This is a genomic window from Sorangium sp. So ce124, assembly GCF_051525235.1.
Lineage (GTDB): Bacteria > Myxococcota_A > Polyangia > Polyangiales > Polyangiaceae > Sorangium > Sorangium atrum.
In genome coordinates this window covers 9,099,002-9,112,172 of the sequence record NZ_CP150312.1, presented here as the reverse complement: position 1 = coordinate 9,112,172, position 13,171 = coordinate 9,099,002, and the positions used below count along the sequence as shown (strand labels likewise).

Annotated in this window: 8 protein-coding genes; 2 read left to right on the top strand and 6 right to left on the bottom strand. The window is 71.1% G+C overall.

From position 1 onward, the window contains the following. Nucleotides 1–49 precede the first annotated feature (49 nt). Entirely contained in the window at nt 50–2,620 is a 2,571-nt protein-coding gene (locus WMF19_RS34040; RefSeq protein WP_437894161.1) for an ATP-binding protein, read from the bottom strand. A gap of 146 nt (nt 2,621–2,766) precedes the next feature. Then, nucleotides 2,767–4,389, bottom strand: a complete 1,623-nt coding sequence (locus WMF19_RS34035; RefSeq protein WP_437894160.1) for an ABC-F family ATP-binding cassette domain-containing protein — start codon at nt 4,387–4,389, stop codon at nt 2,767–2,769. 280 nt (nt 4,390–4,669) lie between these two features. Between WMF19_RS34035 and WMF19_RS34030 the strand changes: the two genes are divergently transcribed. After that, the gene (locus tag WMF19_RS34030) at nt 4,670–5,026 is read left to right on the top strand and encodes a Spx/MgsR family RNA polymerase-binding regulatory protein (RefSeq protein WP_272095000.1); all 357 of its coding nucleotides are present in this window, start codon (nt 4,670–4,672) and stop codon (nt 5,024–5,026) included. A 31-nt stretch (nt 5,027–5,057) separates the two neighbouring features. On the opposite strand, the gene WMF19_RS34025 is transcribed toward WMF19_RS34030, so the two are convergent. The 4 genes from WMF19_RS34025 to WMF19_RS34010 all read right to left on the bottom strand — a co-directional run bounded on the left by WMF19_RS34025 (nt 5,058) and on the right by WMF19_RS34010 (nt 11,237). Further along, nucleotides 5,058–5,777 (bottom strand): hypothetical protein, encoded by a 720-nt coding sequence (locus WMF19_RS34025; RefSeq protein ID WP_437894159.1) that lies wholly within the window; start codon nt 5,775–5,777, stop codon nt 5,058–5,060. A 385-nt stretch (nt 5,778–6,162) separates the two neighbouring features. Next, nucleotides 6,163–7,233, bottom strand: a complete 1,071-nt coding sequence (locus WMF19_RS34020) for a hypothetical protein (protein ID WP_437894158.1) — start codon at nt 7,231–7,233, stop codon at nt 6,163–6,165. 113 nt (nt 7,234–7,346) lie between these two features. Next, a complete protein-coding gene (locus WMF19_RS34015; protein WP_437894157.1) occupies nt 7,347–8,822 on the bottom strand; it encodes a serine/threonine protein kinase in 1,476 nt (491 codons plus the stop codon). 357 nt (nt 8,823–9,179) lie between these two features. Next, entirely contained in the window at nt 9,180–11,237 is a 2,058-nt protein-coding gene (locus WMF19_RS34010; RefSeq protein ID WP_437894156.1) for a hypothetical protein, read from the bottom strand. 217 nt (nt 11,238–11,454) lie between these two features. On the opposite strand from WMF19_RS34010, the gene gndA reads away from it, so the two are divergent. Beyond that, on the top strand, nt 11,455–12,987 hold the full coding sequence (gene gndA / locus WMF19_RS34005) for an NADP-dependent phosphogluconate dehydrogenase (protein ID WP_272094992.1): 1,533 nt from the start codon (nt 11,455–11,457) through the stop codon (nt 12,985–12,987). Nucleotides 12,988–13,171: the final 184 nt, after the last annotated feature.

Here is a 13,171-nt window from a genome sequence, read left to right as displayed (position 1 = left end):
GTCCACTCCTCCTCTGCGGGCGCTGCCCTGTCTGCCCGCCGCCCCCGGCTCACCCCTCGTCCATGACGGGGATCGTGAACCTGAAGGTCGTCCCCACCCCCACGCGGCTCTCCACGTGGATCGTCCCCCCGTGCGCCGCCACGAGCTCCCGCGCGATGGCCAGCCCGAGCCCGGTGCCCTTGTAGCCGTTCCGCTGGCCGCGCCAGAACCGCTCGAAGAGGTGGGGCAGCTCGTCCTCCGGGATCCCCGGCCCCGTGTCGGCCACCGAGAAGACGACGTGCTCCTCCCCGCGCTCGCACCGCAGCGTGATCGCCCCCTGGGCGCCCGTCACCTGGAGCGCGTTGCTCAGCAGGTTGGTGAGCACCTGGAGCACCCGATCGCGATCACACGTGACGAGCGGGACGTCGTCGGCCGCCACCACCCCCAGCTGGATCCCCTTCTCCTGGGCCTGCGACTCGAACGTCTCGACCGCCTCCCTGCCGATCTCCCGCGGATCCTGCGGCTGCCGGCGCAGCGCCAGCCGGCCGGCGCGCAGGCTGGCGAAATCGAGCAGGTCGTGGAGCAGCCGATCCATCCGGTGCGCCGAGCGCTGGATCGCCTGGATCGCCTTCGTGTCGCCCTTCTCCCCCCGCGCCGCCGCGCGCTTCATCATCACGGCGGCCGCCGTGAGGATCGCGCTCAGGGGGTTCCTGAGGTCGTGGGACACCGTGGCGAGCACGTTGTCCCGGAGCTCGATCGCGCGCTGCGCTGCCTCGTACAGGCGGGCGTTGTCCGCGGCGAGCGCCGCCCGCTGCGCCAGATCGTGCGCCACCGCGAGGTCCGCCTCGTCGTAGATCCGGCCGGACCCCGCCGTCGCCAGCGTGATGCAGCCGAAGGTGCGGCCCCGCGCGACCATCGGGACCACCATGGCCGACGTGATCCCGAGCGCCCGGGCGAACCGGCGGAAGGCGCCGTTCTCGTCGAGCGAGGCGACCAGCGGGTGCGACAGATCCCCGATGAGCTCCGGGCGCTCGCTGCAAAGGGCCCGCTCCAGCAGCGCGGCCAGCGGCGGCGGGGGATCCTGCTCGCGGAAGAGCGCCCGCGCCCTCTGGAGCTCCTCCGGGCCCGCGTGCGTCACCGTGATCCCGCGCGACTGCTCGAGATCCGGCAGCGTCTGGATGACGCACCAGTCTGCCAGCTCGGGGACCGTCAGGTGCCCCACCCGGTCGAGCGTGCCCTGGAAGTCGAGGGTGTCGCTGAGGGCCGCGCTCGCGGCGGCCAGGAAGCGCTCCCCCTGCTCGGCGCGCGTCCGCTCCGTGATGTCGAAGAAGGTCACGACGGCCGCCATCACGCGCCCGCCCGGATCCCGGACAGGCGCCGAGCGCACGAGGATGCGCCCCCGCGCGCCGTCGTCGCGGACGATGTCGATCTCCTCGTCGATCACGACCTCGCCTGTCGTGATCGTCCGCGCGAGAGGCCAATCCCGAGCCTCGTACTGCCTGCTCGAGCGAGGGTCGAAGCCCTGGCAGACGGCGTATCCATCGATATTCGGGATCTGCAGGAGCGGCAGCCCGAAGATCGCCCCGGCCTGGGGGTTCGAGAGGAGGACGCGCCCCGTCGGCGGCTCGGCGATGACGAGCCCCGCCGGCATCTGCTCGACGACGGTCGCAAGCAGGGCGCGGGCGTCGTCCGCCTGGCGCCGCGACGCGCGCTCCTTCGCGACGAGCTGGGCCTGCACGATGATGCCGGTCGCCCGGCTTGTCATCGTGCGCAGCATCAGCGCGTCGTCCTCGGAGAACTCCTCGGCGTTGCGGGAGCCGAGGATCGCGACGCCGATGGAGTGCCCCTCGTGGATCAGCGGCACGCCGTAGACGGCGCGCAGCCCCCTCGCCCGGATCTCCCGCGCGGTCACGGGCATGCCGCCGGCCGCGGCGTCGAGCGACGTGGGGCCGCGCAGCGCGAGGACCGCGCGGGCGAACTCCCGCGCCGCATCGAGCGGGGGCCCGGGCAGCGGCCCGTCGTCGAGGCCCGCTGTCGCGTGGACCTCGAGGGCGTCCCCGTCCCCGAGCAGGACGATCGCCACGTCCACGGCGGCCGCCGCCTCCCGGGTGGCGCGGAGGAGCGCCTTCAGGAAGGCGTCCAGATCGCTGCTGCCGAGCGCGGCCGTCGAGATGGCGTCGAGCGCCTGGAGCAGGCGCACGCGCGCCGCCTGGTAACGGGACACCGCGTCGGCGATCGCCTCGTCGATCGTCCCGTTCAGCTGGATGAGCTCACGCCCCCCGGCCCCGTCGCCGTCCCGCTCCCAGAGCTCCAGGATGACAGCGCGGAGCGCCGCGTACTCCATCACGACGTCGGCGAGGTCGTATCCGTGGGCGAGCCGGCTCAACGCGTGGAGCCCGGGGACCCCTCGGAGCTTCCGCTCGACAGCGGCCGCCGTGCCCGCGCTGCGCGTGCCCTCGGCGATGTAGGCGAGGAGGTCCGGGAGGTGGTCCGTCCGCCTCGGCGCTGGCAGCCGCCGCGCCGGGCTGAGCGCCTGGACTCGACGCTTCCAGGCATCCAGGAGCGCGTCGTGGTGGCGCTGGATGAAGTCGGAGAGCCGCTTTGGGTTCGGTCTACCGAGCAGATCCATCGGGGACCTCACGATAGCGCGAATCGTTGAGCACGTGTTCACCTCGCGCCGAATCGAACCGACGAATCGATGAGAGAGCGCCGCGCACGGGCGGAGCTTGCTCGCGGCGCGCGCCACGCTCCACGTGCCACGCGCCGCGAGCGCCAGTCCGGCGCGGGTCAGCTCCGGATGCCTGGCGCCTCGTGTCCGCTCTGGGCGACATACTCCAGGTATCCCCCGCCATACACGCGCGGGCCGTCGGGCAGGAGCTCCAGGACGCGGTTGGACAGCGCGGCGAGGAAGCGGCGATCGTGCGAGACGAACAGCATGGTGCCCTCGAACGAGGAGAGCGCCTCGACGAGCATCTCCTTGGTCGCCATGTCGAGGTGGTTCGTCGGCTCGTCGAGCACGAGGAAATTCGGCGGATCATAGAGCATGATCGCGAGCACGAGGCGCGCCTTCTCGCCGCCGGACAGGATGCGACAGGGCTTGTCGATGTCGTCGCCGGAGAAGCCGAACGCGCCGGCGAGCGTGCGGAGCGAGCCGATCGAGGCCTGGGGGAAGCTCGCCACGATGGACTCCCAGACGGACCGGGTCGGGTCGAGGAGCTCCATCGCGTGCTGCGCGAAATACCCCAGCTTCACGCTCGCGCCCACGCTCACTCCGCCTGCGTCCGGGGCGGAGGCCCCCGCGACGAGCTTGAGGAGGGTGGATTTGCCGGCGCCGTTCACGCCCATCACACACCAGCGCTCGCGGCGGCGGATCAGGAGGTCGAATCCGTCGTAGATGGACCGCCCGCCGAACGACTTCTTCACCCCGCTGAGCCGCGCCACGTCGTCGCCCGAGCGCGGCGCGGGCTTGAACTCGAAGCGGATCGTCCTCCTGCGCTTCGGGGGCTCGACCTTGTCGATCTTCTCCAGCTTCTTCACGCGCGACTGGACCTGCGCCGCCTTGGCGGCCTGGGCCTTGAAGCGCTCGATGAAGCGCATCTCCTTCGCGAGCATCGCCTGCTGGCGCTCGTACTGCGCCTCGGCCTGCTGCTCGTTGACGGCGCGCTGCTGCTCGTAGAACTCGTAGTCGCCGGAGTAGCTGGTGAGCTCGCCGCCGTCGATCTCGATGATCTTGGTGACGATGCGGTTCATGAACTCTCGGTCGTGCGAGGTCATGACGAGCGCCCCGGCATACTGCTTCAGGTACCCTTCGAGCCAGATGATCGACTCGATGTCGAGGTGGTTGGTCGGCTCGTCGAGCAGGAGCGCGTCGGGCCTCATGAGGAGGATGCGGGCGAGCGCGACGCGCATCTTCCACCCGCCCGAGAGGGCGCCCACGTCGCCGTCCATCGTGGCCTGGCTGAAGCCGAGCCCCGCGAGGATCTCGCGGGCCTTGGCGTCGAGCGCGTAGCCGCCGAGCTCTTCGTAGCGGGCCTGGGCCTGCCCGAAGCGCTCGATCAAGCTCTCCATTTCATCCATGCGCTCGGGGTCGGCGAGCGCGGCCTCGAGCTCGCGGAGCTCCGCGGCGACGTCGGAGACCGGCCCGGCGCCGTCCATGGTCTCGGCGACGGCGCTCCTGCCCTTCATCTCGCCGACGTCCTGGCTGAAGTAGCCGATGGTGACGCCGCGGTCGATGGCGACCTGGCCGCCGTCGGGCGCCTCCTCCTTGGTGATCATCCGGAAGATGGTCGTCTTGCCCGAGCCGTTGGGCCCCACAAGGCCGACCTTCTCGCCGCGGTTCACCGCCGCGGAGGCCTCGAGGAAGAGGATCTGCTTGCCGTGCTGCTTGCTGATGGAATCGAGACGGATCACGAGGCGCGCTGCCGCTGGGGGCGGCTCCTTTCCGCGCCCCCTATACCAGACGGCCCGTCGCGCGATGGGGCATTTCGCCCGCCGCCGTCGGCGCCGGCGCGCGCGCGCCATGAACCGCAACCGACCGCTGTGAATCGATGCCTTGCTCGTCTTCGGGCGCATTCCGGGCGCATTGCGCAGGAGCCCGTTTTTTTCTCTCCTGCTATGGGCGCGCTTTCTATCTATTTTTCGGGCTCCTGCGCGCTTGATGTCGCGCGGCCGAGAGGGCAGAAGGCCCGGCATGAGCAAGGTCCAGATCCTCTCTTATGCCGGCTGCAGCACCTGCAAGCGAGCGCTGAAGTGGCTCGGCGAGCGCGGCATCGACGTCGCCGTGCGCCCCATCGTCGATGAGCCGCCGACGGCCGCCGAGCTCGCCCGGTGGGTCCCTGCGAGCGGGCTCTCGGTGCGCCGATGGCTCAACACGAGCGGGCAGAGCTACCGCGCGCTCGGCAAGGCGCGGGTGGACGCCGCGAGCGACGACGACGTCGTGCGGTGGCTCACCGAGGATGGGAAGCTCGTGAAGCGGCCTGTGCTGGTGAAGGGAAACCGGGTGCTCGTGGGCTTCCGCGAGGACGACTACGCCGCGCTGTTCGGCTGAGCTCGGTTGAGGTGCTTGGCTGAGCCCGCTGTCAGGGGGCCGAGGTGAAGCGGCCTCCCCGGACCTGGCTCAGCTCGAACGAGCTCTCCGGATCCAGGTTGTTGTCCGTCGTGCCGTTGCGCGAGCGGCGGATCACGACGTCCACGTCGCAGCTCTCGGGCTCCCGCGAGCTGGTCGCCTCCAGCTCGCCCGCGTCGATGGTGTACGTCCCCGGGTCGCCGCCTACATCGAACGTCTTGGAGAAGATGCAGTCGCCCTTCACGTCGATCACCATGTCGTCCCCAGACGCGCTCGGCGACCAGGCGATCGTGAGGTCCTCGCCGCGCGGGACTGGCTCTCTGGGCAGCGCCTCGAGGTCGAACGGATCGGGGAGCGTCCCCACGTTGTTCGTCGCGTCGTCGTCGTCCTCATCGTCGCGGTCCAGCAGCACCTTGATCTCGGTGCCTCCTGCGCCGACGTCGACGCCGGCCTCGTAGACACCGGAGCTCTCGGCGGACATCGCGACCGCCTCGCCGTCCACGGTCGCCGAGATCCGATCTCCCGCGCTCAGGATGACGTACGTGTTGCTCTCGTCGCCGCCGGCCTTGAGGGTGGCCCGCACGGTCGTCGACGACGCGCTCTCGGCGATCGCCTCCAGGGTCGCCGAGATCCCTCCGGTCTTGATCTGCTGCGAATCGAGCGTCTCCGTGCAGCCCGCGAGCAGACCGGAGGCTGCGATCCCGAACATGGCCATCGTGGTCTTCGTGATCATGAGTTGCCCTTTCCTCACCGCCTCACCCGCCCGGGCGCGTCGGCCTGTAGTTTTCCATGGGATACTACGTTCGGCCGCGCCCCACGGCGAGGCGCAAGGTTCCGACGGTGAGCGATGAGGCCGTCATGGCTTTCCCCCGGACGTCGCATCACAGCGCGGCTTCGAGGCGGCGTGAGCGCGCGCCGCGCTGCCGTGCGTGCGCGTGGGCCGCGCTACCGTGCGCGCGCCGCGCTGCCGTGCGTGCGCGTGGGCCGCGCTACCGTGCGCGCGCCGCGCTGCCGTGCGTGCGCGTGGGCCGCGCTACCGTGCGCGCGCCGCGCTGCCGTGCGTGCGCGTGGGCCGCGCTACCGTGCGCGCGCGAAGGCGGCGATCGGCGCGGGCCGGCTCACCACTGGCTGCGCACCACGACGCCGCCGCCGGTCGGTCCCGCGAGCAGCGACCAGCTCACTGCGCCTGCTTGCGGGCGGGGCGCGGCGCCGGCGTGCACGCCGGTGGTTGCGCTGGCCTGCGAGCTGGACGAGGAGGGCTCCGTCAGGAAGAGCACGAGCGCCGTGCCGGCCAGCGCCGCCCCGGCGCCGAAGCCGATCGTGCTCACCAGCCCCAGGTCCTTCGCGCGTTGTCCAGCGGCCTTCCCTTCGGCGGTCTTGCATACCGCCCTGCCGGAGCCGACGTCGTCGCAGTCCTCATCCGCGCGGCGGCTCTCGTCGAGCGCCAGCCACCCCGTCACCCCTCCGGCGATCAGCCCGCCCAGGGCGAGCCCGCCCGTCACGTAGGCCAGCACGCGCCGGCCGCTGGTCCCGGACGGCGCCGGCGGCGTCCGGGACGCGCCCTCGTCATGCTGCGACGGCGGCGAGGCGGACTGCTGAGGCGGCTGATCCGTCGGCGTCGCGGGCGGCGGCGTCTCGGGGAGCTTCACCTCGAGCTCGATCGTCTTCTGCTCCGACTTCTCGATCGTGAACCGCACCTCGTGCGTGGGCCCGCCCGGCGCCCTCGTCGTCACGACGTGCTCGCCCGGGTTGACGGGGAGCGCGATCCCGAGCGAAGGCCCCTCCAGCGTGATGCCGTCGCGCTGCACCTGCGTCCCCGCGGGCGCGTCGGCCGGCAGCGACAGCGTGAGCTGCGGCACGAGCGGCACGAGCGCGTCGCGCTGCTCGAGCACGATCTTGTAGCGATCGTACTGCTTGACCTGCTCGGACTCCGACATGCGGGAGTAGAGCGCGAGGAAGTCGTTGTAGCGCGAGACCGCTGTCGCGGTGCGGCCCCACTTGGCCTCGCACTCGGCGAGCGTGAACAGCCGCCCTGGGCGAGGATCGAGCCGATAGCTCTCGGTGAGGGCAGGGCAGCCCGTCTGGAACTTGCCGGCCAGCATGTCCGCGAGGCCCCGGTTGAAGAGCGACTCGGCCACGGCCACGGCGTCGGGCTGCGCGCTCGCCGGCGCGGCGATAGCAATGCTCATTAATCCGCTCAAGACGGCGCCGGGCCAGAAGGTTCGCATCGGAGGTAAAATGAGATACCTCCTTTGGGACCGCCCCAGGCAAAAAATCAGCGCGTTGTGGGTCGGCGCGGCGCTCAGTCTGCCCCGTAGAGCGACTCCCGCTCCCGGGGCTTCGCCGCGGGGGCGGGGGAGGCGGTCGGCGCGATCTTGCGCCAGGCGCCGGGCGGCGGCGCCGGGGTGCGCGGCGCCGGCGATGCCTTCGCGCTCGCCAACACCTCGGGAGCGATCCCCAGGCTGCTGTTCGCGGGCGGCGCGGCGGCGGGGCTCGCAGACGCCGCGAGGTCGGTCGAACTGGGCGTGCCGGCCACTTCGGGGTGAGCGGCGCCCGGCGCGGCCTCGGGCGGCGTGGAGGGGGGCGCGACGACCGCCGCCTGCGCCGCTTGTGTGTGCTCGGCGTTGCCGGGGGCCGGGGACCCGCCGTTGCTGAACGCGGCGAGCGCGATGGCGCTGCCGCCGACCAGGGCGATGGCCGCGACGGCGATCGCGGATCGGCTCCGCGGCGCTGCGGCCGCGCCGGTTCCGGTGCCGGTGCCGACCCTTGTCTCCACGCCCGTGGACGACTGGGCGGCCACCGGCATCGACGACGCGGGCCCCTGGTGCAGCTGGCTCATCCGCGGGATCGGCGTCTCCAGCCCGACCAGGCGCGACGACCTGACCGTCATGGGGGCGATGTCGAAGACCTCGGCGAGCGCCTCCACCGTGGACAAAGCGGTCGGGAAGCGCGCCCCGGGCTCGCGCGCCGTCGCCTTCGCGAACCACGCGTCGAAGCCCGGGGGCAGCTTCACCCCCTCCTTCTCCGCGCGCACGGACGGGGGCTCCTGCGGGCCGTGCATCGCGATCACCGCGAACGCCAGCGAGTTGCTGTACTCGCGCATGTCGTTCAGCCAGTAGGCCTTGCCGACGAGGGCCGTGTACGCGATCATGCCGAGCGCGAAGAGGTCCACGGCCCGCGTGATCGTCTCGCCGCTGAACTGCTCGGGCGCCATGTAGAGCGGCGTCCCGAGGGCGGCGGTGTTCGCCCCTTCGACCGCGGTCTCGGCGACCAGCTTCGCGATGCCGAAGTCAAGCACCTTGATCCGGATCTCGTCGTCGTCGTCGCTCGCCGCGAGGAAGAGGTTCGCGGGCTTCAGATCGCGGTGGACCACGCCGGCCGCGTGCGTCTTGTCCAGGGCGTGCGCGGTCTGGCGCAGGTAGGCGATGGCGTTCTCAGGTGGCAGACGCCCGCCGCGGCGGATGCGCTTGCTGAGCTCCTCGCCGCGGAGCAGCTCCATCACGAGGAACGGCATGCCGGTGTCCAGGTCGATGCCGGCGTCGAACACCTCGACGATGTGCTCGGTCGCTATGCGCGCGGCGATGCGCGCCTCGAGCTTGAACCGCGCGTGGAACTCGGGGTTCTCGGCGAGGTGCGGGTGCATGACCTTGAGCGCCCGCCGGCGATCCGTCTCGATGTGGACGACCTCGTAGACCGCCCCCATCGCACCCGTCGCGATGCTGCGCACGACGCGGTACCTACCAGCGAACAGCATCCCCTCGTTGAAGTTCAGCGACATAGTCTCACCCGCGTCGAACGAGGTTACACCACTTGGTCGGACGACCGCACTCGTTAACTTGCAGACCTTACAAACTTGCGAAGCGTGAGACTCCCCACATGGGCATTCCCAATGTAGGGCGCGTTCGTTGGATCTGCGCGCACCAGGCAACAGGTAAGCGCCCTGCGCTGACCGGCGCCGCTCGCGCCGCCCGCGCGGAGCCTCGACGGTCGTCGCTCGTCTCGTCGGCGCGAGAAGATCCAGTGATTCCGTGGGTTAGGCGTCTCTGCAGCGGTGATGTCGCGCCCGTCCGTTCCGACCGTTTTTCACGACAGACACATCGACATCGTCAGACATCGTCAGAGGCGCTGTCAGCGGTCAGAGCACGAGGACCGCGAGCAGCCGGGGCCCGTGGAACACGTCGAACCCGCCGATATCGAGCTTGCGACCGATCGTGTAGATCGTCTCGTCTCCGCGCCTGGTCGCGCGGATACTCGATATGATACCCTGGCCGATCGCCTCCACGTTGTAGGACAGCTCGGTGAGCAGGCGGAGCCGGCTGAGGTACGAAGTCAAGCGGAGCCGGAGCCCCACCGACACGTTGCCGGAGAACGCGATCATCGTCGCCTCGTCGACCTCGCTCCCGACGCCGGGGACCGCGGGATCCGCGGAGAAGGCGTAGCGCACCGGGCCGGCGCCGCCGTAGAGGCCGAGATCGCCGAACGGCGCGAGCCGCGGCCACTCGCCGTTGCCCATCCGCACGCTGAAGCCGCCCTGGTAGAACCGCGACGTCGCGCTCTGGGCGGGGCTTTGCCGCTCGAAGACGTAGACGTCGCCCTCGCCCGGGTCCCGCTCGCGGAGCGCGTAGAAGATGCGGGGGAGCTTGTAGTCCATGTACCTGAAGCCCGCGAGCAGCTCCTCGAGGTAGAGGTCGTCCGCGGCCTCCGGGAAGAGCTTCGTCACGTCGAAGCCGACGTCGATCTGGCGGAGCAGGAGCTGGAAGGGCGCGCTGGCGACGGCGCCGACGTCGCGGTCGGTCGCCGGATCGACGGCGAGCTCGGTCACGTTCCCGGCGGTGAACCGCGCGATCTTGAGGCTCGTGTTGACGCCGGCGAGGTCGGCGCCGATGTCGAAGACGTCGCTCGCGAGGCCGTTCAGCCCGAGCAGCCTGCCGAGCGAGCCGTCGTACCGGATGTCGCCGCCCGACGAGAACAGCCGGTCGGTCTTGAAGCCGGCGTTGAGGCGCGCGGCGTCGCGCACGTGATCGAAGTCGTACGTGAGCAGCGCCCGGCCGCCCACCATGAACACCGGATCGACGTCGTAGGCGAGCCGCCGCGTCCTGCCCCGGTAATCGTTGACGCCGCCGGAGGAGCCCGCGCTCGCGAGCTGATGGAAGAACAGGAGCTCGACGTCGCCCTTCAGCTTCAGGTGGACGGCGTCGAGGCTGATCGCCCGGCCCTGCTCGAGCAAGCCCTCCTGCGCCTCGAAGCCCGCCGTGTCCTCGAGCGGCGTCCGCGCCGGCGCGGAGAGCGCCTCGGCGCAGGCGGAGAGCGCCGCGCGCTGCTCCTCGAGCACCCTGGAGATCGCCTCCGCGCGCGCCACGGCGGCGCTGTAACCGGGCTCGTCCCGCGCCACCCGCCGGGCCTGCTTCACGACGTACGGCGCCACAGCGAGCGCCTCGATGTGCATGCGCAGGAGGAACGACAGCACATGGAGCGCGTCGCGCGCGATCGTCCGGGCGGGCTCCTGCCCTGCGCTCGCCGCGCGGAGCGCGATCGCGGCGCCGGCGACGTCCCGGTGCGCTCCGGCGAGCGCCCGCCGCCGCGCGGCGGCCCTCGCCTTCGCGGCGGCGATCTCGGGCGTGTCGGGGGCGCCGAGGGGCCTCCCGGCCGAGAGCCGCTCGACGTCCCGCTCCTCGGCGGCGAGCGCCCGCGCGTGCTCCGCGAGCGCCTGCCATGCGGCCGGCAGGCGGCTCGCGGCGCTGGCGGCCCCTGCCTCGCGCGCCGGCGCCGCGAGCGCCGCGAGCGCGTCGAAGAGGCGCGCGAACGCGGGCGGCGCGCCGCGCTCACCGCGCGCCGCCGCGCGGGCGAGCGCCTCGTCGAGCTTCGCGCGGTAGAGCTTGGCGAGGGGGACCTCGTGCTCTCCGTCGTAGGGGGGCGTCTTCTCGAGGCGCGCGCGGAGCCGCTCGCCCTCCTCGTCGTCGAGCCGGAGCGCCGCGATCCACGCGTCTCCCGGGGAGTACGGGGTGCTCGAGAGGACCTCGTCGGCAAGCCAGGCCGCTCGCTCCAGATCGGCGGCGCGATCGTCGATGATGGCGCGGCGGGCGTCCTCGTTCGCGAAGGCGCGGGCGGCGCGGACGTTGTACGCGGCGGGCCCGCAGGCCGAGGCTGCTGAGGCGAGGAGCAGCAGGCCTGCGAGCGCCGGGCCCGGTCGCATCGGTGAGAGCGTACCATGCGTGCGAGCGCACTGGACGCCGCGCCGCCGGCCTGCTCAGAATGCGCGCCCGTGGCTCCCAGCCGACCCAGCGAGATCGACGGCGCGCGGGCCTGCGGCCTGCGATTCGCGGCTCGCGGCTTGCTGACCCGTCGTCCTGGCCGCGCAGCACGGCGGTCGCTGGCGGCGAAAGAGCCACGTGTGAAGGAGAAGAACCGGGATGAATGATGCCACATCCAGCTGCGACATCGGCATGATCGGGCTGGCCGTCATGGGCGAGAACGTCGCGCTCAACATGGCCGACCACGGGTTCAAGGTGGCCGTGTACAACCGCACGGTGCAGGTCGCGAAGGACTTCGTCGCGAGGAACCCGAGCACGCCCGGCGGCCTGGTCTACTGCGAGACGCTGAAGGACTTCGTCCGCGCGCTGAAGAAGCCGCGCAAGGCGGTGATCCTGGTCAAGGCCGGTCCGCCGGTGGACATGGTGGTCAAGCAGCTCATCGAGGCGGGCGTCGAGCCGGACGATATCGTCGTCGATCTGGGCAACTCGCTCTGGACCGACACCATCCGCCGGGAGCAGGAGTACGCGAAGCAGTGCAAGTTCTTCGGCTCGGGCGTCTCCGGCGGCGAGGTGGGGGCGCGCTTCGGCCCCTCGCTGATGCCCGGCGGCGATCCCGCGTCCTGGCAGCACCTGGAGCCGATCTGGCGCGCGATCGCCGCCAAGGTCGATCCGGCGACCGGCAAGCCGATCGAGGGCGCGTCCCCCGGCAAGCCGGTGGAGGGCGGGGTCCCCTGCACGGCGTACATCGGGCCGAACGGCGCGGGCCATTACGTGAAGATGGTCCACAACGGCATCGAGTACATCGACATGCAGCTCATCTGCGAGGCGTACACGCTCCTCGACGGGCTGCTCGGTTTGTCGAAGGACGAGATGTCTCGAGTCTTCTCCGAGTGGAACAGCGGAGATCTCGACTCGTACCTCATCCAGATCACCGCCGACATCCTTCAGCAGAAGGACCCTGTCCAGAAGGACAAGCCGTTCGTCGATTTCGTCCTCGACACGGCGGGGCAGAAGGGCACGGGCAAGTGGACGAGCAGCAACGCGCTCGACATGGGCATCCCTGCGAACGCCATTGCGGAGGCGGTGTTCGCCCGTTGCCTCTCTGCGCTGAAGGACGAGCGCGTCGAGGCCTCGAAGCACCTCGCTGGCCCGACCCCGACTCCGGTAGCGGACCGCCAGGGGACGATCACGGCGATCCGCGACGCGCTGTATTGCTCGAAGATCTGCGCCTACGCGCAGGGCTTCCAGCTCATGGCGGCGGCGCAAGCGGAGTACAAGTGGAAGCTTGATTTCGGCACGATCGCGAGCATCTGGCGCGGCGGCTGCATCATCCGCGCCCGGTTCCTCCAGAAGATCACGGAGGCGTACACGCGCAACCCTGGCCTGACGAACCTGCTGCTCGATCCGTACTTCAACGATCAGATCAAGCAGGGGCAGGCGAACTGGCGCAAGGTGGTGTCGATCGCCGCGCAGAACGGCGTCTGGGCGCCTGCGTTCATGTCGGCCCTGTCGTATTACGACGGGTATCGCGCGGCCCACCTGCCTGCAAATCTCCTGCAGGCTCAGCGAGACTACTTCGGCGCGCACACCTACGAGCGCACGGATCAGCCGCGCGGCAAGTTCTTCCACCTCGACTGGCCGCACCCCTCCCGTCCTCAGCTGGACATCAAGGGCACCGGCGGCGGGCACTGACGCCCCGCGCGATTCCCGTCCTCGACCCCTTCCGGCGATTGGCCTGGACCTCCCAGCCTCTTGAATTCCGTGATCGGCCAGCTCCCCCCCAGCTCCGACCGTAGGCCCGAGGAGGGGGTGTTCGCTGCGCGGTGGGGCGTGGGGACGGGCCGTGTCTGAGCCTGGGCGTCCCGTGTCCGGCGTG